The organism is Streptomyces sp. NPDC002209 (assembly GCF_042890265.1).
Classification (GTDB): domain Bacteria; phylum Actinomycetota; class Actinomycetes; order Streptomycetales; family Streptomycetaceae; genus Streptomyces.
This window is the reverse complement of record NZ_JBIARX010000007.1, coordinates 190,610-210,902: the sequence shown is the minus strand read 5'-3', so window position 1 is coordinate 210,902 and position 20,293 is coordinate 190,610. Positions and strand designations below refer to the sequence as shown.

At 72.4% G+C, this 20,293-nt stretch carries 21 protein-coding genes; 6 read left to right on the top strand and 15 right to left on the bottom strand.

The features are described from left to right. The first annotated feature begins 21 nt into the window (after window positions 1-21). The 3 genes from ACFYXK_RS16910 to ACFYXK_RS16900 all read left to right on the top strand — a co-directional run bounded on the left by ACFYXK_RS16910 (window position 22) and on the right by ACFYXK_RS16900 (window position 1,444). A complete protein-coding gene (locus ACFYXK_RS16910; RefSeq protein ID WP_389411795.1) occupies window positions 22-549 on the top strand; it encodes a hypothetical protein in 528 nt (175 codons plus the stop codon). An 83-nt stretch (window positions 550-632) separates the two neighbouring features. Further along, entirely contained in the window at window positions 633-968 is a 336-nt protein-coding gene (locus ACFYXK_RS16905; RefSeq protein ID WP_030157498.1) for a putative quinol monooxygenase, read from the top strand. Next, complete coding sequence (locus tag ACFYXK_RS16900; protein ID WP_383512042.1) at window positions 965-1,444, top strand: group II truncated hemoglobin; 480 nt, start codon at window positions 965-967, stop codon at window positions 1,442-1,444. The genes ACFYXK_RS16905 and ACFYXK_RS16900 overlap by 4 nt, the downstream gene beginning before the upstream one ends. Window positions 1,445-1,496: 52 nt before the next feature. Here the strand turns inward: ACFYXK_RS16900 and ACFYXK_RS16895 are convergent, their stop codons facing one another. The 5 genes from ACFYXK_RS16895 to rpe all read right to left on the bottom strand — a co-directional run bounded on the left by ACFYXK_RS16895 (window position 1,497) and on the right by rpe (window position 4,546). Then, complete coding sequence (locus ACFYXK_RS16895; protein ID WP_383512043.1) at window positions 1,497-1,871, bottom strand: barstar family protein; 375 nt, start codon at window positions 1,869-1,871, stop codon at window positions 1,497-1,499. Continuing rightward, window positions 1,868-2,314, bottom strand: coding sequence for a ribonuclease domain-containing protein (locus ACFYXK_RS16890; protein ID WP_389411794.1), 447 nt, complete (start codon window positions 2,312-2,314; stop codon window positions 1,868-1,870). Before ACFYXK_RS16890 ends, ACFYXK_RS16895 begins: the two co-directional genes overlap by 4 nt. A gap of 70 nt (window positions 2,315-2,384) precedes the next feature. After that, on the bottom strand, window positions 2,385-2,606 hold the full coding sequence (locus ACFYXK_RS16885; RefSeq protein ID WP_053788968.1) for a CarD family transcriptional regulator: 222 nt from the start codon (window positions 2,604-2,606) through the stop codon (window positions 2,385-2,387). Between the two features lie 115 nt (window positions 2,607-2,721). After that, window positions 2,722-3,768, bottom strand: a complete 1,047-nt coding sequence (locus ACFYXK_RS16880) for a sugar-binding transcriptional regulator (protein WP_199828124.1) — start codon at window positions 3,766-3,768, stop codon at window positions 2,722-2,724. A gap of 91 nt (window positions 3,769-3,859) precedes the next feature. Continuing rightward, window positions 3,860-4,546: a ribulose-phosphate 3-epimerase gene (gene rpe / locus ACFYXK_RS16875; RefSeq protein WP_383512045.1), complete on the bottom strand. Its 687-nt coding sequence runs from the start codon at window positions 4,544-4,546 to the stop codon at window positions 3,860-3,862. Between the two features lie 133 nt (window positions 4,547-4,679). Between rpe and ACFYXK_RS16870 the strand changes: the two genes are divergently transcribed. Beyond that, window positions 4,680-5,927: an MFS transporter gene (locus ACFYXK_RS16870; protein WP_389411793.1), complete on the top strand. Its 1,248-nt coding sequence runs from the start codon at window positions 4,680-4,682 to the stop codon at window positions 5,925-5,927. 1,419 nt (window positions 5,928-7,346) lie between these two features. Beyond that, window positions 7,347-8,111 (top strand): serine hydrolase, encoded by a 765-nt coding sequence (locus tag ACFYXK_RS16865; RefSeq protein WP_389411792.1) that lies wholly within the window; start codon window positions 7,347-7,349, stop codon window positions 8,109-8,111. Between the two features lie 19 nt (window positions 8,112-8,130). On the opposite strand, the gene ACFYXK_RS16860 is transcribed toward ACFYXK_RS16865, so the two are convergent. Both ACFYXK_RS16860 and fmt read right to left on the bottom strand, forming a co-directional pair. Next, window positions 8,131-9,591, bottom strand: coding sequence for an RsmB/NOP family class I SAM-dependent RNA methyltransferase (locus tag ACFYXK_RS16860; protein ID WP_389411791.1), 1,461 nt, complete (start codon window positions 9,589-9,591; stop codon window positions 8,131-8,133). Window positions 9,592-9,727: 136 nt separating this feature from the next. Further along, window positions 9,728-10,672, bottom strand: a complete 945-nt coding sequence (gene fmt, locus ACFYXK_RS16855; protein ID WP_389411790.1) for a methionyl-tRNA formyltransferase — start codon at window positions 10,670-10,672, stop codon at window positions 9,728-9,730. A gap of 296 nt (window positions 10,673-10,968) precedes the next feature. Between fmt and ACFYXK_RS16850 the strand changes: the two genes are divergently transcribed. Beyond that, window positions 10,969-11,487 carry a hypothetical protein gene (locus ACFYXK_RS16850; protein WP_053786081.1) on the top strand — a complete coding sequence of 173 codons (519 nt, stop codon included), beginning with the start codon at window positions 10,969-10,971 and terminating at the stop codon, window positions 11,485-11,487. Window positions 11,488-11,690: 203 nt separating this feature from the next. Here the strand turns inward: ACFYXK_RS16850 and ACFYXK_RS16845 are convergent, their stop codons facing one another. The 8 genes from ACFYXK_RS16845 to ACFYXK_RS16810 form a co-directional block, all read right to left on the bottom strand. Next, a complete protein-coding gene (locus tag ACFYXK_RS16845) occupies window positions 11,691-13,811 on the bottom strand; it encodes a primosomal protein N' (RefSeq protein ID WP_389411789.1) in 2,121 nt (706 codons plus the stop codon). Window positions 13,812-13,967: 156 nt separating this feature from the next. Then, on the bottom strand, window positions 13,968-15,176 hold the full coding sequence (gene metK / locus ACFYXK_RS16840) for a methionine adenosyltransferase (RefSeq protein WP_266631096.1): 1,209 nt from the start codon (window positions 15,174-15,176) through the stop codon (window positions 13,968-13,970). Window positions 15,177-15,371: 195 nt separating this feature from the next. Further along, the gene (gene coaBC, locus ACFYXK_RS16835) at window positions 15,372-16,586 is read right to left on the bottom strand and encodes a bifunctional phosphopantothenoylcysteine decarboxylase/phosphopantothenate--cysteine ligase CoaBC (RefSeq protein ID WP_389411788.1); all 1,215 of its coding nucleotides are present in this window, start codon (window positions 16,584-16,586) and stop codon (window positions 15,372-15,374) included. A gap of 100 nt (window positions 16,587-16,686) precedes the next feature. After that, entirely contained in the window at window positions 16,687-16,959 is a 273-nt protein-coding gene (gene rpoZ / locus ACFYXK_RS16830; protein ID WP_004948662.1) for a DNA-directed RNA polymerase subunit omega, read from the bottom strand. A gap of 62 nt (window positions 16,960-17,021) precedes the next feature. Further along, on the bottom strand, window positions 17,022-17,585 hold the full coding sequence (gene gmk, locus ACFYXK_RS16825; RefSeq protein ID WP_030157469.1) for a guanylate kinase: 564 nt from the start codon (window positions 17,583-17,585) through the stop codon (window positions 17,022-17,024). A gap of 61 nt (window positions 17,586-17,646) precedes the next feature. Next, window positions 17,647-17,970: an integration host factor gene (locus tag ACFYXK_RS16820; RefSeq protein ID WP_008740406.1), complete on the bottom strand. Its 324-nt coding sequence runs from the start codon at window positions 17,968-17,970 to the stop codon at window positions 17,647-17,649. A 301-nt stretch (window positions 17,971-18,271) separates the two neighbouring features. Then, the gene (gene pyrF, locus ACFYXK_RS16815; RefSeq protein WP_389411886.1) at window positions 18,272-19,105 is read right to left on the bottom strand and encodes an orotidine-5'-phosphate decarboxylase; all 834 of its coding nucleotides are present in this window, start codon (window positions 19,103-19,105) and stop codon (window positions 18,272-18,274) included. Between the two features lie 26 nt (window positions 19,106-19,131). After that, on the bottom strand, window positions 19,132-20,241 hold the full coding sequence (locus ACFYXK_RS16810; RefSeq protein ID WP_383512052.1) for a quinone-dependent dihydroorotate dehydrogenase: 1,110 nt from the start codon (window positions 20,239-20,241) through the stop codon (window positions 19,132-19,134). Window positions 20,242-20,293: the final 52 nt, after the last annotated feature.

The following is a 20,293-nucleotide window of genomic DNA, read 5'->3' as shown; positions in this document are numbered from 1 at the left end:
GCCGGATGCAACGTTGATTACATGATTACATCCGAGCAGAGCGAGCAGCTTCGCCAGTGGTTCGCGGACCGCCTTCCGGTGGACGTGTACGAGTCCCTGGTCGACGTGGCGGTCGACCGCGAGGAGATCACGGTCGTCGGGGCCATCCCGGCGACCGAATCCGTCAAGGAGTTCCGCGAGCGCACCCGCGAGCAGCGCATCGAGGTGGCGCGGGAGGCGGAGGAGCTCTACCGCCGCAAGGTCGCCTGGGCCGTCCAGTCCGGCGACGACCGCGTCCTGTTCACGCACCTGGCGGTCCCGGTGATGACGCGCCTGCGCCAGCCGGAGCGCCAGGTCCTCGACACCCTGGTCGCGGGCGGCGTCGCCCGCAGCCGGGCCGACGCCCTCGCCTGGTGCGTCCGCCTCGTCGGCCGCAACACGGACGAGTGGCTGACCGAGCTCCGCGACTCGCTGGCCAAGGTCCGGCAGGTCCGCGCGGCCGGCCCCGACGTCTCGGACGCGTCCGAGGCCTCCGACACCACGGACTCCCAGAAGTCTGGGTCGGAATGAGGAAAGTCCTCCCCACCCGGGCATGATCACGCAAGTCTGACAGCGAGCCGACCGGCACCCGATCACAGGGAGAGGCACGCCCCATGACCACCACCGTCGAATACATCCGCTACCGGATCGCATTGGACGACCAGCAGGCCTTCGAGGACTCGTACCGCCAGGCCGCTGAGGCCCTGGCCGCGTCACCCGAGTGCATCGACTACGAGCTGGCCCGCTGCGAGGAGGAGAACGACCGGGAGCGCTACATCCTGCGCATCCGCTGGACGTCGGTCGACGCCCACCTCAACGGATTCCGCAAGGGCGAGCACTTCCCGGCGTTCTTCAGCGCGATCCGCCCGTACGTGAAGGCCATCGAGGAGATGCAGCACTACCGCGTCACCGACGTGGCCGGCCCCGGAAAGGCCGCACCCCAGTCATGAGCACCACACCCGGCACCACTCCCACCATCTACGAGTGGATGGGCGGAGCGGAGGCGATGAACCGCCTCACGGACGCCTTCTACGCGCACGCCCTGCAGGACGAGATCCTGGCCCCGGTCTTCGCGGGCATGGACTCGGAGCACCCCCAGCACGTCGCCGTCTGGCTGTCGGAGGTCTTCGGCGGCCCGGCGGAGTACACGGCCCACCACGGCGGCCACCAGCACATGGCCACCAAGCACCTGGGCCGCGGCATCACCGAGAAGCAGCGCCGCCGCTGGGTGGACCTGCTGATGGACACGGCCGACGAGGTCGGCCTCCCGACGGACCCCGAGTTCCGGGCGGTGTTCGCCTACTACATCGAATGGGGCACCCGCATGGCCCTGATCTACTCGGGCCCCAACCCCCCGCCGGTGGACGCGGCGAAGATCCCGGTCTGGTCCTGGGGCCAAACACCCCCGTGGATCCCGAAGAGCTAGTCCCCGTGGGGGCGGAGGCAGAGCCTGCGCCCCCACAGCCGTGTCCGGGCCCTCATCCGGCGGGCGGCGGCTCGGCCAGCACGACGGCCAAGGCCCCCTCCTCGGCGTCGCGCCAGTACTCCACCGCCCCCTCCAGGACCTCCTGCAGCGTCTCCCAGTCCCCCGGCCGCGCCCCCGCGTACGAGGACCACGACGTCACCGCCACCAGCCGCCCCGGCGCCCGCGGCAACCACGACAGGTCGATCAGCGCATCGGCCAACGCGTCCCAGTTCCCCCCGAACCACGCCGGCACGGCCAGCGCCGCCCCCCACCGCCGCATCAGCTCGGCCTTGCTGCGCACACCGGCCAGGTCCACCCGTAGGGTCGTCCAGCCCGCCTTCTCGGCGGCGGCGACCGCCGGGGCGAGCGGCTGCGGGTCCAGGGTCATCGCAGAACCGCCTTGAACGTGTCGTAGTGGTCGTCCGTGTAGAAGAACTCCCCACCCTCACCGGTCACGATCCGCCGGGCCCCGCGGTCGCGCTCTCCCGGTGTCTTCACCGTGAACTCGTGGTAGTAGCCGCGCTTCTGCTGCGGGAGGACCTTCTCGAAGTTCCCGAAGACGGTCCCGTCCTGCCGGTACGGATACGGCCCGCCCTTGTCGATGAGTACGAGCACGTCCCGCGCCTGCGAAGGCAGCGCATCGGCCCGTACGGCGGCCATCCCCTTGGCCCAGACGGGCGCGGGGGCATCAGCCCCTGAACTCACCCCGGCCGCGGCGGACGGCGCGGCCTTCTCCCCACCGCACCCCGCCACGCCGACCAGCGCAACGCAAAGGAACACCGCCCCCACGACACAACGCAGCAACGACCGGGGCACGTCCCTGAAGATCATGCACCGATCGTGCCAAATATCCGATTCGCTCGCGAATCGCGCGGTAACGGTCTCCGCGACGGCGGCACCCTCAGAGGGCGGCCATCTTGGTGTAAGGACTCAGAATTCTCTTCTGGACCGACCCGAAGTCGACCAGGACAGCGATCCCCTCCTCGATACCGACGACACGGCCGAGGCCGTGCTCATCGTGAGAGACCCGGTCGCCGACGCTGAACTGCCGGAGCGGCGGTTCCACGGGGGCCTTGAACGGGCTGGACGGCAAATGGCGGCGAGGTACTGCTGACTTTGTCATTGAGACCAGTATGCGCCCCACAGGCCGCCGCACGGCCCGCTGTTCGGATCTCAATTGCGGCACCATCGGCCTCACGAGGTCCCACGGCGCCCGCCGCGGGACCCGCAGCGCCGGATCAGTCGTCCGGGTCGGCCCGCTCAAGCGCCGGCCGCAGCCCCGGGGCCGACTCGGTGAGCAGATAGTCCGCGACCGCCGTGTCCGTGACCAGGCTGGTCACCAGGCCGGAACGGAGCACCGCCCCGATCGCGGAGGCCTTGCGCAGCCCGCCCGCGATCGCCACGACCTCGGGGATCCGGCGCAGCCGGTCCGCCTCGACCGTGATGCAGCGCTCACCGAGGTCCCGTCCCACGCGCCGACCCTCGGAGTCGAACAGGTGGGCGGACATTTCGGCGGCGACGCCCAGCGAGGCGTAGTGCGCCCGCTCCTCGTCCGTGAGCATGTCGTGGACGGTCGAGATCCCCGGCTCCCAGGAGCCGATCGACACCGCCGCGACGGTCACCTTGTCGAAGTACTCGAAGGCCCGGGCGATCCCCGTCTGGTTCCGCAGCGCGGCCGCCGTCGCCGGGTCGGGGAGCAGCATCGGCGCGTAGATCGGGTGCGCGTCACCACCCGAGACCTGGGCGGCCCGCCGTACGGCCTCCACGGAGCCGCGCTCGGCCGTACCGGCGTCGTACACACCCGTCAGCTGCACCACGGTGCACTGCGGGAGCCGGTGCAGGGAGGCGGCCATGTGGATGGTCGACCGCCCCCAGGCCAGGCCCAGTACGTCGCCCTCGTTGACCAGCTCGCCGAGCAGGTCGGCGGCGACCGCGCCCAGGTTCTCCGGATCCGGGGCGTCCTCGGTCGCGTCCGCCGGGGATTCGACCACCACGGCGTGCCGGAGCCCGTACCGGGCCCGCAGCGCGTCGGACCGCTCCGCATCGAGCTCGGCGGGTACCCGGATCTCGATCCGCACGAGGTCGCGCTCGAGGGCGGTCTCCAGGACCCGGGCCACCTTGAAGCGGCTCACGCCGAACTCCTCGGCGATCTGGATCTTGGACTTGCCCTCCAGGTAGAAGCGGCGGGCCATGGCCGCCGCCTGCACCAGCTCCGCGGGTCCCATCCGCAGGGCTGACCGTCCCGCCGACATTGCAGACACCGCGTTCTCCTCACTGCTGTTCACACTCTCGACTCGCCGTTCATCCTGTCAGATCCGGCGGCCGTTGATCAGCCTGGACAGCTTCCGTTCACCGAGCTGTTCACCAACCCTTGTTTCAGTGGTCGCAGGCCCAGGGCGCCGCGGCGATCGCGACGTCCGCCTGCTCCCGCAGGGTACGTACGGCGGCGGCCGGGTCGACGGCCCCGTAGACCGCGCTTCCCGCGACGAACACGTCGGCGCCGGCCTCGGCACACCTCTCGATCGTCGTGGCCGAGACCCCGCCGTCGACCTGGAGCCACAGCTCCAGTCCGTGCTTGGCGATCAGCTCCCGGGTACGGCGGATCTTGGGGAGCATGATGTCGAGAAAGGGCTGGCCGCCGAAGCCCGGCTCGACCGTCATGATCAGCAGCATGTCGAGCTCGGGGAGGATGTCCTCGTACTGCTCGATCGGCGTGGCGGGCTTGAGCGCCATCGACGCCCGCGCCCCCTTGGCCCGGATCTCCCGCGCGAGCCGCACGGGCGCGGCGGCGGCTTCGGCGTGGAAGGTGACCGACCCGGCTCCGGCCTCGACGTACTGCGGGGCCCAGCGGTCCGGGTCCTCGATCATGAGGTGCAGATCCAGCGGAATGTCCGTGGCGCGGCTCAGGGACTCCACGACCGGCATACCGAGGGTGAGGTTGGGGACGAAATGGTTGTCCATGACGTCGACATGCAGCCAGTCGGCCCCCTCCACGGCCTTCACCTCGTCGGCGAGGCGCGCGAAGTCGGCGGACAGGATGCTGGGATAAATCTGAGCGGCCATGCCCCAAGCCTGCCATGCCTGCGCGCACTTCCGGCCACGACCCCGGAACTCGAGACGTTCGTAGCAACACTTAACCGATCCCGGAGAACAATTAATTTGTTCTAATAGATCGTCTTCCGGCACGGTTCTCTGCATGACACCCGCCACCGAGACCGAAGCAGCGTCCGGGACCACCGACACCTCGCCCTGGCGCACCAAGGACTTCCGCACCCTCTTCTCCGCCACCACCCTCAGCCAGCTCGGCACCAACACCGGCCACGTGGCCGTCCCGCTGCTCGCCCTCACCGCCCTCGACGCGACCGCCGGCCAGGTCGGCACCCTCGCCGCGCTGTCCACCACCGCGTTCCTCCTCATCGGGCTGCCGGCCGGCGCGTGGGTGGACCGCCTGCGCACCCGCCGGGTCCTCGTCGCCGCGGACCTCGCGCGCGCGGCCCTCTTCGCCTCGCTCCCCCTCGCCTGGTGGCTGGACGCACTCACGCTCGCGCAGCTGTACGCCGCCGTGCTCCTCGGCGGCTGCGCCACCGTCTTCTCGGAGGTCGGCGCACAGAGCGTGCTGCCCCGGCTGATCGGCCGCGCGGGGCTGGTCCGGGCCAACGCGGCCATCGTCACCCTGATGGCCGTCGCCAACATCGCCGGCCGCGGGGCGGGCGGAGCCCTGGTCGCCGCCCTCTCGGCCCCCCTCGCGCTGGCCTTCGCCGCGGCCGCGTACCTCGCCTCCGCGCTCCGCCTGACCGGCATGGGCACCGCCCCGGCCCCGCCGGCCGCCGACCGGACACCGCTGCGGGCCCAGATCCGGGAGGGGCTGCGGCACGTACTGGGCCACCCCGAGCTGCGGGCCCTGGCACTCAACGCCTCCCTCAGCAACCTGGGCGGCGCGATCATCAACACCATGCTTCCGGTGCTCTTCGTACGGGAGCTCGGGCTGTCCCCGGCCGCCCTCGGCCTGTTCTGGGCCGCGGGCGGCATGGGACTGCTCCTGGGCGCCCGGCTGGCCCGGCCCTTCGCGGCCCGCGTGGGCTACGGCCGCGCCCTGGTCCTGAGCCTGACCCCGGCGACCCTGATGGTGCCCCTGCTCGACCGCGGGGTCTGGCTCTGGGTGGCGGGGGCCGGGTGGCTGCTGGCCATGATGAAGATCGGCTCGAACAACGTCCTGGCCGTCAGCCTCCGCCAGCACCTGACCCCGCACGCCCTGCTGGGCCGCATGAACGCCACCTTCCGCTTCATGCTGACCGGCGCCATGGCCCTGGGCGCGGCCCTGTCGGGCCTCCTGACGGACCTCACGACCCTCCACACCACCCTCTGGACGGGAGCCACGATCATGGCCCTGGCCTGGCTCCCGCTGTCCCTGTCGCCGGTACGGAGGCGGGTGGAGGGGGTGTGAGGTCGAGCGGGGGTGGGCGGGGTGGGGGCGACGGGCGGGAGCCACGCACGCGGGAGCGGACGGACTGGGCGGGGGACGGTGGACGGGAGCCACGCGCCCGGGAGCGGACGGACCGGGCGGGGGACGGCGGGCCGGAGCCACGCGCCCGGGAGCGGACGGACTGGGCGGGGGACGGCGGACGGCAGCCACCCGCCCGGGAGCAGACAGACCGGACGGGGGACGGTGGACGGCAGCCACTCACGCGGGGGCCGGCAAACCGGACAGGAGACGACAGGCCGGAGCCGCACACACGGGAGCAGGCATACCGGACGGGGGACCACGGGCCGAGCCACACACGCGGCGTCGACCCACGCATCGGGGGCTGGGTTCGGCGGGTCTGTGTGCACGGCGCCGGGAGGGCGGATCGGGGGCAGAGGGCGGAGTCCGTGTGCTCGGGGTCAGCAGGAATGCATCGGAGGCCAGGGGCGGGCTCCGTGCACTCGGCGTCAGTGGAGCGCACCGGGGGCCAGGGGGCGGGGTCCGTCGACTCGGTGTCGGAGTGTGTCCGGGGGCGTCCCGCCAGTCCACTGTCCTTCCGTGTCGTGCCGGTCCCTCAAGGGCGCTCCTCCTTCGTCGTCGCGTCGCTTCGCGATGGCCTTCGGCCACCCTTGACCGACCGGCCCGCCCCGGAATGCCAAAGACTGTCGGGAAGCCCCCGAAGGATGGCCAGGGGGTTCGGATTCCGATTGGCCCCGATCAGAGATGCGGACCGGCATCCCCTGTCCCTCCGCACCCAGTTCACCAGGGCCACAGAGCCCAGCCGGTAAGGGTGCGCGGGGAGGGGAAGGGCTCCCTGAAGGGCCCAGAGGAAGCCCTTTCCGGACCCTGGCAGGGTCAACCTGCACCAGACAGCGATGAGATGACGATCCAGTGCCAGCTGGCCCGTGGACGCATCGAATCGCTACGCGCTCCGCCTGGTTTGGCGTCCGCAGCCCGCCCTCGGCTGGACATAAGCCGCCCACGACCGGCCGAGGACCGGCCGGGCATGCGACAGCGGGTCGTTTGCCCCTTTCATCCGCCAGTTGAGCGCCAGAAGACGCCCTGCCGGAGTGGGAGGTTGAGAAATCCGGCATCAGGCTCCCTCTCACCCTCCTTACGCCCCACATAGCGTGCAGACGCGCGAAAAGCTGCCCATGGGAGGCGTCTGGGCGGCCTATGTCCAGCCCCAGACGGCCGTCGGACGCTGAGAGATGAGGAGCGCGTAGCGATCTGGGGCGTGTGCGGGCCCACCCCTCACCGCATCGTCATCTCATCGCTGTCTGGTGCAGGTTGACCCTGCCTGGACCCGGAAAGGGCTTCATCTGGGCCCTTCAGGGGACCGTGCCCTCCCCCTGGCCCCGTCACCGGCCTGGCTCTGTGGTTCTGGTGAGCGGACTCCGGATGACCGGGGCCCCGCCCGGGATCTCTGATCGGGGCCAATCGGAACACGAACCCCCTGACCGTTCCTTCGGGGGCTTCCCGGCAGTCTTATGGCATTCCGGGGCGGGCCGGTCGGTCAAGGGTGGAGCGCAGCGACATCGCGAAGCGACGCGACCGCAGGGAGCGCCCTTGAGGGACCGGCACGACACGGAAGGACAGTGGACTGCCGGGAAACCCCCGGACACTCCACCGACACCGAGCACACGGACCCCGCCCCCGGCGTCCCGCTCGCCCCTCCCGACCCCGAGCCCACAGGCCCCGGCCCCGGACCCCGCCCGGCCCACCCGACCCCGCGCACGCGGACCCCGCGCACCGCCCCCGCCCCCGCCCGGCGCCCGACGGTCCGCTGGAGGAGTACACCGAGATGGACCCGGCTGGGGCTGGGCGGCTGGCCAGCTGATCTCCACCAACAGCGACGTCAACCGGTTCCACGGCGCCCTGCTCGGCGGCCGCCTCCTCGCCCCCGAACAGCTCGCCCAGATGCGCACCACCGTCCCCGCCGAGTACCTCGGCCGCGGGGCCCGCTACGGGCTGGGCCTGGTCAGCAGGCCACTGTCCTGCGACGGGGTGTACTGGGGCCACGGCGGCGACATTCCGGGGTACGAGACCCGCGGGGGCGCCACCGACGACGGCCGCGCCGTCTCCGTCGCCGTGACCGTCATGGCGAAGGACGAGGCGGCGGCCCATCGCGTGGAGGCCGTGGTGGACAAGGGCTTCTGCCGATGAGCCTGCCGGGCCCGCCCCGTCAGCCCGTACGCCGGATCAGTGCCAGGTACATCGCGTCCGTGCCGTGCAGGTGCGGCCACAGCTGGACGTCCGGGCCGTCGCCGAGGGCCGGGACACCCGCCATGTACGGCCTGGCGTCGATCAGTTCGGCATCCACCGGCGAGGCGCCCGCGCCGCGGCCGCGCAGGACGTCGTCCACGACCACCCGGGTCTCCGCCAGGTGCGGGGAGCACGTGGCGTAGCCCACGACGCCGCCCACCCGGACGGCGGACAGCGCCTCCCGCAGCAGTGCGCGCTGCAGCGGGGCGAAGCCTTCCAGGTCCTCGGGGCGGCGGCGCCACCGCGCCTCCGGGCGGCGGCGCAGCGCGCCCAGGCCGGAGCACGGGACGTCCATCAGGACCCGGTCGAAGGAGCCCGGCCGCCACGGCGGCCGGGTGCCGTCCGCCGCGATGACCTGGTAGGGGCCGGGGTTGCCGGCCAGGGCGCGCTCCACGAGCCGTGCCCGGTGCGGCTGCTTTTCGGAGGCCAGCAGGAACGCCCCGCGCTGCGCCGCCAGGGCGCCCAGCAGGGCCGCCTTGCCGCCGGGTCCCGCGCAGCCGTCCAGCCAGCGCTCGTCGCGGCCCTCGACCGGCGCGGCTGCGAGGGCCATCGCCACCAGCTGGCTGCCCTCGTCCTGGACGCCGGCGCGGCCGTCGCGGACGGCCTCCAGCGCTCCGGGCTCGCCGCCCTCGGCCATCCGGACGGCGTACGGCGACCAGCGCCCCGGCAGCGCCGAGTCCTCGCCGACCGCCTCGAGCAGTTCCTCGGGGGTGGACCGTCCGGGCCGTGCCACCAGCGTGACCTCGGGCCGCTCGTTGTCGGCTTCGAGCAGGTCCTCGATGCCCGCCCGGCCGCCGCCGAGCGCGTCCCACAGTGCGCTGACGACCCACCTCGGGTGCGAGTGGTACACCGCGAGGTGCTCCTCGGCGTCCTCCTCGTACGGCGGGGCCACCCGCTCGAGCCAGCCGTCCAGGTCGTGCGCGGCGATCTTGCGCAGCACGGCGTTCACGAACTTGGCGCGCCCGTCGCCGAGCACCACCCGGGCGAGCTCCACGCTGGCCGACACCGCCGCGTGCGGGGGGATCCGGGTCCCGAGCAGTTGGTGGGCGCCGAGCGAGAGCACGTCCAGCACGGGCGGGTCCACCTCCCGCAGCGGCCGGTCGATGCAGGCCTTGATGACGGCGTCGTACGTGCCCTGCCGGCGCAGCGTCCCGTACACGAGCTCGGTGGCCAGCGCCGCGTCCCGTGCCTCGAAGCCCTCCGTCTGGCGGGCCTTGCGCAGCAGCGGGGGCAGGACGAGGTTCGCGTACGCGTCGCGCTCGTCCACCGCCCGGAGCGCCTCGAAGGCCAGCAGCCGGACGGGGTCCTTCTTGGGGCGGCGGTACGGCTTGGCCTGCCGCTTGCCTGCGTCGCTGCGCGGGGGACGGGACTGTTCGCTCACGTGAAAGGTGCTCCGGGTTTACGGGTGTACGAGGTGTACGGGGTGTACGGGGTGCTGCTGACGGCGAGGCGGGTGCCCGCACGGGTTGCCGGTCGCGACCGGGGGGGTGGGTCCCGAAAAAGGGTTCCGGTACGGATCAGCCTACGTCCGTGCCGCCGACGCGCTCGCCGGGAGCGATCCGCACCCCGCGTGCCCAGTCGGCGCCGCGCATCGGCTTCTTGCCCTGGGGCTGTACCCAGAGCAGCTCCACGGCGTGCGAGCCGGTGCCGACGTAGACGTTGTTCTTGGCCGGGGCGAGCTCGCCGGGGGCCAGGTCCGTGCGGTCGGCGACCAGGCCGACGGAGATCAGCTTGAGCCGTTCGCCGCGGAAGACGGTCCAGGCGCCGGGTGCGGGCGTGCAGCCGCGCACCATGCGGTCGGCGCGCATCGCGGGGGCCTTCCAGTCGATCCGGGCGTCCTCGACGGTGATCTTGGGGGCGAGCGAGATCCCGTCGGCGGGCTGCCCGACGGCACGCAGGGTGCCGTCCTCGATGCCGTCCATCGTGGCGGCCAGCAGGCCGGCGCCGGCGAAGGCGAGGCGGGTCAGCAGGTCGCCGCTGGTGTCGGTGGGCCGGATCTCCTCGGTCAGGTGCCCGTAGACGGGGCCGGAGTCCAGGCCCTCCTCGATGAGGAACGTGGAGGCGCCGGTGACCTGGTCCCCCGCCATGATCGAGTGCTGTACGGGCGCCGCTCCGCGCCAGGCGGGCAGCAGCGAGAAGTGCAGGTTGACCCAGCCGTGGCGGGGGATCTCGATGGCGCTCTTGGGGATCAGCGCGCCGTACGCGACGACCGGGCAGCAGTCCGGGTCGATCTCGCGCAGCCGGGCCTGGAATTCCGGGTCCCGGGGGCGGACCGGCTTGAGGACCTCGATGCCGGCCTCTTCGGCGCGCTCGGCGACCGGGCTGGCGATGAGCCGGCGGCCGCGGCCGGCCGGTGCGTCGGGCCGGGTGACGACGGCGGCGACCTCGTGGCGCCCGGAGGCGATGAGGGCGTCCAGGGCGGGCACGGCGACCTCGGGGGTGCCTGCGAAGACGAGCTTCACTGGGGTCCTACCTCGCTATCTCGGCTGTCAGCAGCGCACCAGTCTATGTTCCCGGCGCCGTTGGGGCTGCCCGGCCCGATCCGCAGGCGCCCCCGGGGCCGTTCAGGGGGCCTGGATGCCTCGTCAGGGGGCGTGGGGACACCCGCGCGCCTCTCGCATATGCCGACACGCCCCCGGTGCGTGACTTCCGTGCCGTATGGCGCGTTGGTCAAGAGAGATTGACCGAAACCGGGCCGCGATGAGAACGGTGTCTGCGGCCCGATCCGCTCTTCAGCACCGGTTCGAGAGGCTTCTTCATGGCCGACCACGCCACCCACGACGCCCAAGCACGGGCCAGCCTGCACCTCCTGGTGCGGGACATCGAGCGGGTCCGCCGGCAGGTGGATGCTCTGCGTACGCTCACCGCCCAGCTCGGCAACGTGTACCGCCCGCGCCGCTCCGGTCCCTCCACGGGCTTCGTCGTCTATGGCCGGGCCCCCGCGCCCACCGTCCGTCTCGCGCAGGAGCTGCGGGACAGCGTCGAGACGCTGGTGACCGCAGCGGTGGACTTCGACCGCTCGCTCGGCTTCTCGTGGGACGCGGTGGGTTCCGCGCTCGGCGTCACCAAGCAGGCCGTGCACCGGCGGTACGGGGCCCGGCGGGCCCAGGCCGCGGAGTCCGCGGAGCCGCTGGCCGAGGGCACCACCACCCGGACCCTGGGGCCGCTGCCCACCGTCCCGGCGGCCCGCTCGGTCCCGCCGCAGCCGGTGCGCGAGGAGTCCCAGCCCGCGGCCGCGGCCCGTTCGGGGGCCTTCCCGGGGCCCCGCAACGGCTGACCCGGCACGGCTGCACCGCCACGGCCGAACCCCGCCGGCCGCCGGGACGCCGACCTCCGACGGCCGGCCGGCCTGACGCCGTACCCGCATCCCGCCCCCGGCGGGGCGACCGCCTCGGTCGTTCCCGCCGGGGGCGTTCGGCTGCGCCCCGGCCGGTCACGGCACTGGGGAGTGTCGTCAAAGTCCCGTCTGGCCGGCGGGGCCTAGCCGATGTCCGGCGGGTCGATCCGGACCCGGACCGCCTCCGCCGCCGGGACTCCGCGTGCCAGCCGGGCCGCCTGGGCCGACTTCAGGGCGGCCGCCAGTGCGGCCCCGCTGCCGGGCGGGACGCGGACCAGGGCCCGCTCCCCCGGCGACGGCTCCCCGCGCCGGCCCGGCACCGGGACCGGGCCCAGCACCTCCGCGTCCGGCGGCAGCCCGGCTCCGGCCAGGAAGGCCTCCACGGCCTCGCCCCGCCCGGCCACGGCCGCCATCCGGGACACCGGCGGGAAGCCGAGCTGGGCCCGTTCCGCGAGCTCCCGTACGGCGTGGCCCACCGGATCCCACCGCACGAGGGCCTGGACGGGGCGCAGCGTCGGCTCGGCGACCACGACGACCTGCCCCTCCCCGCGGACCAGCGAGGCGGCCGCGATCCACCGGCGCAGGGCGTCCTCCCCGGCCCTCAGGTCGGGCCGGGTCAGCATCGCCCAGCCGTCCAGGAGCAGCGCCGCCGCGTATCCGGCGCCCGCCGCGACCGGCTCGGCTCCGGGGGTGCTCACCACCAGCGCGGGCCGGTCGGGCACCTCGTCCAGGACGTGGTCGCGGCCGGACGTGCGCACGGGCACGGCCGGGAAGGCCCGCCCGAGCTCCTCGGCGGTCCGCCGGGCGCCCACCACCTGGGCGCGCAGCCGGAACGATCCGCACTCCTCGCAGTGCCAGGCGGTCTCCTGCCGTCCGCACCAGCCGCAGTGCAGGTCCCGCGCGTCGGGGGCCTCCAGCGGCCCCGCGCAGGCCTTGCAGCGGGCGGGGGTGCGGCACCGCTCGCACGCGAGCCTCGGCGCATAGCCGCGCCGGGGCACCTGGACGAGCACGGGCCCGGACTTCAGGCCCTCGCGTACGGTCTCCCAGGCCAGGCTGGGCAACCGGGCGGCGCGGGCCGCTTCGTCGCGGGCCAGCAGTTCGTCGCCGACGGTCCGGATCCGGGGCGCGCAGGCCCGTACCGTCTCCCGGTCGGCGACGAGCGGCCGCGCCCAGCCCGTCTCGACCAGCTGGGCGGCTTCCACGGTGCAGCTCGTGCTCCCGGCCAGGAATCCGCAGCCGTCGCCGACGGCCCGCAGCTCCAGGACCTCGCGTACGTGCGGGAACGGCGCGTGGTCGTCGCTGTGGCTGGAGTCGCCGTCGTCCCAGACGGCGACCAGCCCGAGGTCCCGTACGGGCGCGAACATCGCGGCCCGGGTGCCGATGACGGCCCGCACCGAGCCGCGGTGCACGGCGAGCCACTGGCGGTAGCGCTTCTCGGGGCCCGATTCGGCGGTCAGCAGCGCGTGCCGCCCTTCGCCGAGCAGGGCGGTCAGCGCGGCGTCGACCCGGGCTGCGGTGCGCCCGTCGGGCAGGACGGCGAGGGCGCCGCGGCCGGAGGCGAGGGTGGCGGCCATGGCGCGGGCCAGCTCGTCGGCCCAGCCGGGGCCGGGCAGGGCGGTCCAGACGGCGCGCGGGGCGCCGCCGCCGGCGAGGGCCCGCAGGAAGGCGGGGCCTGAGCCGTACCGCGTCCAGCCGCCCGGTTCGGGGGCGGCGGGCGGGGGCAGCGGTTCGGGTGAGGGCTTGGCCTCGGCGCGCGCGTTGCGCGGGGGCAGGGCGAGCTGGAGTACGTCGGCCAGGCTGCCCGCGTACCGGTCGGCGACGGCCCGGGCCAGGGCCAGCATGCCCGGGGTGAGCACGATCTCGGGCGAGACGACGTGGGCGAGGGCGGCCAGGGCACCGTTGTAGTCGGATTCGGCGCGGCGCTCGACGATGAACCCGTCGATGAGGCCGCCGCCCTCGCGGCGGCCGCCGTGGACCTGGTGCGCGCCGGCCCCGAAGCGGACCCGGACGCGGACTCCGGGCTGTGCCGCTTCGGAGAGCTCTTCGGGGACGGCGTAGTCCCAGAGCTGGTCGAGGTGGAGGACGCCCTTGTTGACGAGGATCCGGGCGACCGGCAGCTCCTTGGCGAGGGCGGCGCCCCGCCAGGTGCGCGGCTTGGCCTTGGGGGCCTTGGCCTTCGCCTCGGCGACCATCTCCCGTATCAGCGCGAGCTGCTCCGGCGGGCCGCCCGCCTCGGTTTCGCTCTCGCCGTTGTCCCTGCTCACAGCAGCATTCTTACCAAACGCCACCGACAGTGGGCGCCCTCCCGAGATGAGGGCGGGCGGGAGCGGCACGGGTGCCGGGTCGCGGCCGATCAACGCGGTACGGCCCCGGACCAGCGGGTCCGGGGCCGTACGGGTCCGCCGTGCGGCGGGGTGGGCTTACAGGCCGGCAGCCGTGCGCAGCGCGTCGACGCGGTCGGTGCGCTCCCAGGTGAAGTCCGGCAGCTCGCGGCCGAAGTGGCCGTACGCGGCGGTCTGGGCGTAGATCGGGCGCAGCAGGTCCAGGTCGCGGATGATCGCGGCCGGGCGGAGGTCGAAGACCTGGCCGATCGCGTCCTCGATCTTCTGGACCTCGACCTTGGCGGTGCCGAAGGTCTCGACGAACAGGCCCACGGGCTCGGCCTTGCCGATGGCGTACGCGACCTGGACCTCGCAGCGCGAGGCGAGGCCGGCGGCGACCACGTTCTTGGCGACCCAGCGCATCGCGTACGCGGCGGAGCGGTCGACCTTGGACGGGTCCTTGCCGGAGAAGGCGCCGCCGCCGTGGCGGGCCATGCCGCCGTACGTGTCGATGATGATCTTGCGGCCGGTCAGGCCGGCGTCGCCCATCGGGCCGCCGATCTCGAAGCGGCCGGTCGGGTTGACCAGGAGGCGGTAGCCGTCGGTGTCGAGCTTGATGCCGTCCTCGACGAGCTCCTTGAGCACGTGCTCGACGACGAACTCGCGGATGTCCGGGGCGAGCAGCGAGTCCAGGTCGATGTCCGAGGCGTGCTGCGAGGACACGACGACGGTGTCGAGGCGGACGGCCTTGTCGCCGTCGTACTCGATGGTGACCTGGGTCTTGCCGTCGGGGCGCAGGTACGGGATGGTCCCGTTCTTGCGGACCTCGGACAGGCGGCGCGAGAGCCGGTGCGCGATGTGGATCGGGAGCGGCATGAGCTCGGGGGTCTCGTCGCACGCGTAGCCGAACATCAGGCCCTGGTCGCCGGCGCCCTGCTTGTCGAGCTCGTCCTCGTCGCCCTCGACGCGCTTCTCGTACGCGGTGTCGACGCCCTGCGCGATGTCCGGGGACTGCGCGCCGATGGACACCGAGACGCCGCAGGAGGCGCCGTCGAAGCCCTTCTTCGACGAGTCGTAGCCGATCTCGAGGATCTTGTCGCGGACGAGCTGCGCGATCGGCGCGTACGCCTTCGTCGTCACCTCACCGGCGATGTGGACGAGACCGGTGGTGATGAGGGTCTCCACGGCCACACGCGAGGTCGGGTCCTCGGTGAGAAGTGCGTCGAGGATCGTGTCGCTGATCTGGTCAGCGATCTTGTCGGGGTGACCCTCGGTGACGGACTCCGAGGTGAACAGGCGACGGGACACAACGCTCCCTGGGGTTGCAGCGGCTGCTGGCTGATCATTTGGCGGAACCACACCGGGGGCTGCGCCCGATCACGTTCCGAATGCAGTTTATCGGTCGCCACCGTTTGCCGGACCACCTGTCTCGCCCAATGGGAGCCATGTGACCTGCGGCACTCCATTCTGGCTCATGGAATCCGCTACGAGAAGAGCCGTCGCTCAGGCGCGTCGGGGAGCGAGTCGCGGGACGACCTGGTCCCAAATCACTTCGGCCAGCGCTTCCTTCGGACCAAAGGGAACCGCCACCTCTGCCCCATCGGAGGCAAGGATCACAGCTTCGTTCTCCTCGGAACCGAAGGTCTTGGATGTGCCCACCTCGTTCACGACGAGAAGATCACACCTCTTGCGGAGCAATTTGGCCCGGCCGTTCGCGAGGACATTGTCAGTTTCGGCGGCGAAACCGACCACGACCTGGCCCTCCAGGGCCCGGTCGGCCGAGATCTCGGCGAGGACGTCGGGGTTGCGGACGAGCGCCACCGGGGCCGGATCCTGCCCGTCCTTCTTCTTGATCTTGCCGTCGGCGTACTCGGCCGGCCGGAAGTCGGCCACGGCCGCGGCCATCACCACGGCGTCGGCGGCCGCGGCCGCCTCGAGGACGGCCTCGCGCAGCTGTACGGCCGTCCCGACCCGTACGACGTCCACCCCGGCCGGGTCGGCCAGCGCGGTGTTGGCCGCCACGAGGGTGACCCGGGCCCCGCGGGCGACGGCCGTGCGGGCCAGCGCGTAGCCCTGCTTGCCGGAGGAGCGGTTGCCTAGGAAGCGGACCGGGTCGAGCGGCTCCCTCGTGCCGCCCGCGCTGATCACCACGTGCCGGCCGGCCAGGTCGGGCTCGGCCACGCCGCGCGCCAGGACCCTGCGGCAGACCTCGTAGATCTCCTCGGGGTCGGGCAGCCGCCCCTTGCCGGTGTCCTTGCCGGTGAGCCGGCCGACGGCGGGCTCGATGACGAGGGCGCCGCGGCGGCGCAGCGTGGCCACGTTCTCCCGGGTGGCGGGGTGCTCCCACATCTCGGTGTGCATGGCGGGGGCGAACACCACGGGGCAGCGCGCGGTGAGCAGCGTGTTCGTGAGGAGGTCGTCGGCGAGGCCGTGGGCCGCCTTGGCGAGCATGTCCGCGGTGGCCGGGGCGACGACGACGAGGTCGGCGCCCTGCCCGATCCGGACGTGGGGGACCTCGTGGACCGTCTCCCAGACCTCGGTTCCGGCCGGGTTGCCGGACAGCGCGGCCCAGGTGGCCTCGCCCACGAAGTTCAGGGACGCCGCCGTGGGCACCACCCGTACGTCGTGTCCGGACTCGGTCAGCCGGCGCAGCAGCTCGCACGCCTTGTAGGCGGCGATCCCGCCGCTGACTCCGAGCACGACCTTCGGCTTACCCACCACACACGCCCTCTCTCGCTGATCGTCGTACGTGTCTATGACACACCACAGGCCCGGCAGATGTTCTGCCGGGCCTGTGGTGAAAGGAATGCTCGGTGCCTTACTGAGCCGGGGCCTCGATGGCCTCGGAGGTCAGCAGACCCGCGTTGATCTCGCGCAGCGCGATCGAAAGCGGCTTCTCGTGGACGTGGGTGTCCACCAGCGGGCCGACGTACTCGAGCAGGCCCTCACCGAGCTGCGAGTAGTACGCGTTGATCTGACGCGCGCGCTTGGCCGCGTAGATCACGAGGCTGTACTTCGAGTCCGTGGCCTCGAGCAGCTCGTCGATCGGCGGGTTGATGATGCCCTCGGGCGCAGTGATGGAAGAGGACACGCTCTACCTTCCGAAGATGGGTGAAAGATCAAGCATTGATCGAAATGAACATCGATCAACGATCAGACAACTTCCATCAAGGCTAGCAGCTCGCGCGCCACGTCCTCGACGGAGGTGTTCACCAGGGTGGTGTCGAACTCGGACTCGGCAGCGAGCTCGACCTTGGCGGTCTCCAGCCTGCGCTGGATGACCTCGGGCGATTCGGTGCCGCGGCCGGTGAGCCGGCGGACCAGCTCGTCCCAGCTCGGCGGCGCCAGGAAGACGAGTTGTGCTTCGGGCATGGACTCGCGGACGAGTCGCGCGCCCTGGAGGTCGATCTCCAGGAGAACGGGCTCGCCGTTCTCGAGTCGCTCCACCACCGCGCCGCGCGGTGTGCCGTAGCGGTTGCCCGCGAACTCGGCCCACTCCAGCAGCTCGCCGTTGGCGATCAGCTTGTCGAACTCGTCGTCGTTGACGAAGAAGTAGTGGACTCCGTGTCGCTCACCGGGCCGCGGCTTGCGGGTGGTGGCCGACACCGAGAGCCATACCTCGGGGTGGACCTTGCGCATATGCGCGACGACCGTGCTCTTGCCGACCCCCGAAGGGCCGGAGAGCACGGTCAGCCGCGGACGAACCTCTGCTGCCATAGAGCGATTATCCAGGTTCTCGGGACTGCCTGAGAACGCCGGGAGAACTTCAGGCAACGCGTCAGCCGGCAGGAGTGCCGAACTCACGCTCCAGAGACGCGATCTGGTTGGAACCGAGACCTCGGACACGCCGGGACTCGGAGATGCCGAGGCGCTCCATGATCTGCTTGGCGCGGACCTTGCCCACGCCAGGCAGGGACTCCAGCAGGGCGGAGACCTTCATCTTGCCGATGACGTCGTTCTCCTGGCCCGTCTTGATGACCTCTTGGAGCGAGGCGCCGGAGTGCTTGAGTCGATTCTTCACCTCGGCCCGCTCCCGGCGAGCCGCGGCGGCCTTTTCGAGCGCGGCTGCGCGCTGTTCAGGGGTAAGGGGCGGAAGAGCCACGCCTACGTCACCTCGGATGTCGAACTGTCGGATACGGACCGGTGGGGAACCCTAGGGCGCCACACCAGGCGAATGCCCGAACAGCGGTGGAACTCGTTCGCTGCTCGTTCACTCTGATCGGAGACTAGCGGCCAAGGCCGCTCCAGTCAGCGAGAACGGACGAAAAGTCCTGGTCAGCCTCCACTGAACCGTACATCACGGACAAACCACCCCGGTTTTGTCCGGTGAAAGACGTTCGAATTTCGTCAGACCGTGCGACGTGCGGTGCGGCCTGAGCGCCCGACGGCACTTCCGAACGGCCTCAGACGGAGACCGCCTCGCGGATTTCGTCCGCGAACCGGGTGGCCGAGGCGCGCAGGGCCGCGGCGTCCGGACCGTGCTTCAGCACGCCCCGCGACACGTTCGGGACCACGTTGCGGACCGCCGCGCCGAAGACCGCCGGCAGATCGGCCGCCGTCGCACCCTGCGCGCCGATGCCGGGGGCCAGCAGCGGCCCGTTGATGTCCAGGTCGAAGGACGACAGGTCGCCCAGCGTCGCCCCGACCACCGCTCCGAAGGAGCCCATCGGCGCCGCGCCCTCGTTCTCCGCCGCGAGGTGGGCCAGCATCGTCGCGCCGATCGTGCGGCCGTCCTCGCGCACCGCGCGCTGGACCTCCGCTCCCTCCGGGTTCGAGGTGAGCGCGAGGACGAAGAGACCGGCGCCCGAGCGGCGGGCGAGTTCCACCGCCGGCTGCAGCGAGCCGTAGCCCAGGTACGGGGACACCGTCAGGGCGTCGGAGAACAGCGGCGAGGACGGCGAGAGGAACGTCTGCGCGTACGCGGCCATCGTCGAGCCGATGTCACCGCGCTTCGCGTCCATCACGACCAGCGTGCCCGCGGCCCGCGCGTCGGCCACGGTCTGCTCCAGCACGGCGATGCCCTTCGAGCCGAAGCGCTCGAAGAAGGCCGCCTGCGGCTTGAAGACGGCCACCGAGTCGGCCAGGGCCTCCACGACCGTGCGGGAGAACTTCTCCAGGCCCGCGATGTCGTCGTTCAGGCCCCACGACGACAGCAGGGCCGCGTGCGGGTCGATGCCCACGCACAGGGGGCCGCGGGAGTCCATCGCCGCGCGCAGGCGGGTGCCGAAGGGGGTCACGGCGCTCTCGTTCACGGGGGTCTCGGTCACTGGGCGGCCTTTCGGGTTTCGGCGCCGACGGCCTCGGCGAGGGTCGCGTACGGGCTGACGGCCAGGCGCGCGGCCAGGCCCTTGTGGATGGCGCGGGCGTAGAACGGGCCCTCGTAGATGAACGCGCTGTAGCCCTGGATCAGGGTCGCGCCGGCCAGGATCCGCTGCCAGGCGTCCTCGGCGTTCTCGATGCCCCCGACGCCCACCAGGACCAGGCGGTCGCCCACACGGGCGTACAGGCGGCGCAGGACCTCCAGGGAGCGCTCCTTGACGGGGGCGCCGGAGAGGCCTCCGGTCTCCTTCACGAGGGACGGGTCGGACTTCAGGCCCAGCCCCTCCCGCGCGATGGTGGTGTTCGTCGCGATGATGCCGTCCAGGCCCAGCTCCAGGGCCAGGTCCGCGACCGCGTCCACGTCCTCGTCCGCGAGGTCCGGCGCGATCTTCACCAGGAGCGGGACCCGGCGGTCGGTCACCGTGCGGTCCGCGGCCTCCCGTACGGCCGTCAGGAGCGGCCGGAGGGACTCGGTGGCCTGGAGGTTGCGCAGGCCCGGCGTGTTCGGCGAGGAGACGTTCACGACCAGGTAGTCCGCGTGGCGGGCCAGGCGCTCGGTGGAGGCGACGTAGTCCGCCACCGCCTCCTCCTCCGGCACGACCTTGGTCTTGCCGATGTTGACGCCCACGACCGTCTTGAAGACGGGGACCCGGGCCGCCAGGCGGGCCGCCACGGCCGCGGAGCCCTCGTTGTTGAAGCCCATCCGGTTGATCAGCGCGCGGTCCGGCACGAGCCGGAACAGCCGCTTCTTGGGGTTGCCCGGCTGCGCCTGCGCCGTGACCGTGCCGATCTCGATGTGGTCGAAGCCGAGCATGGACATGCCGTCGATGGCCACGGCGTTCTTGTCGAAGCCCGCCGCGAGGCCGAAGGGGCCGTGCATGCGCAGTCCGAGCGCCTCGGTGCGCAGCTCCTTGTGGCGCGGGGCCAGGGCCGCCGCCACGAAGGTGCGCAGCACCGGGGTGCGGGCGGCGAGCCGGATCCAGCGGAAGGCCAGGTAGTGGGCCTGCTCCGGGTCCATCCGCTTGAAGACGAGGTCGAAGAAGAGTTTGTACATGTCGAGAAGATCCCTTGTGCGCTCATGACGAGGGGGACACCGATGCGCATCG

Coding starts and splice junctions, on each gene's coding strand:
- ACFYXK_RS16850 (WP_053786081.1), top strand. CDS start 10,969: ATGGCCGACCACGCCACCCACGACGCCCAAGCACGGGCCAGCCTGCAC.
- ACFYXK_RS16900 (WP_383512042.1), top strand. CDS start 965: ATGAGCACCACACCCGGCACCACTCCCACCATCTACGAGTGGATGGGC.
- ACFYXK_RS16890 (WP_389411794.1), bottom strand. CDS start 2,314: ATGATCTTCAGGGACGTGCCCCGGTCGTTGCTGCGTTGTGTCGTGGGG.
- ACFYXK_RS16905 (WP_030157498.1), top strand. CDS start 633: ATGACCACCACCGTCGAATACATCCGCTACCGGATCGCATTGGACGAC.
- gmk (WP_030157469.1), bottom strand. CDS start 17,585: ATGGCAGCAGAGGTTCGTCCGCGGCTGACCGTGCTCTCCGGCCCTTCG.
- ACFYXK_RS16870 (WP_389411793.1), top strand. CDS start 4,680: ATGACACCCGCCACCGAGACCGAAGCAGCGTCCGGGACCACCGACACC.
- ACFYXK_RS16885 (WP_053788968.1), bottom strand. CDS start 2,606: ATGACAAAGTCAGCAGTACCTCGCCGCCATTTGCCGTCCAGCCCGTTC.
- ACFYXK_RS16865 (WP_389411792.1), top strand. CDS start 7,347: ATGACCGGGGCCCCGCCCGGGATCTCTGATCGGGGCCAATCGGAACAC.
- ACFYXK_RS16910 (WP_389411795.1), top strand. CDS start 22: ATGATTACATCCGAGCAGAGCGAGCAGCTTCGCCAGTGGTTCGCGGAC.
- rpe (WP_383512045.1), bottom strand. CDS start 4,546: ATGGCCGCTCAGATTTATCCCAGCATCCTGTCCGCCGACTTCGCGCGC.
- ACFYXK_RS16810 (WP_383512052.1), bottom strand. CDS start 20,241: ATGTACAAACTCTTCTTCGACCTCGTCTTCAAGCGGATGGACCCGGAG.
- ACFYXK_RS16895 (WP_383512043.1), bottom strand. CDS start 1,871: ATGACCCTGGACCCGCAGCCGCTCGCCCCGGCGGTCGCCGCCGCCGAG.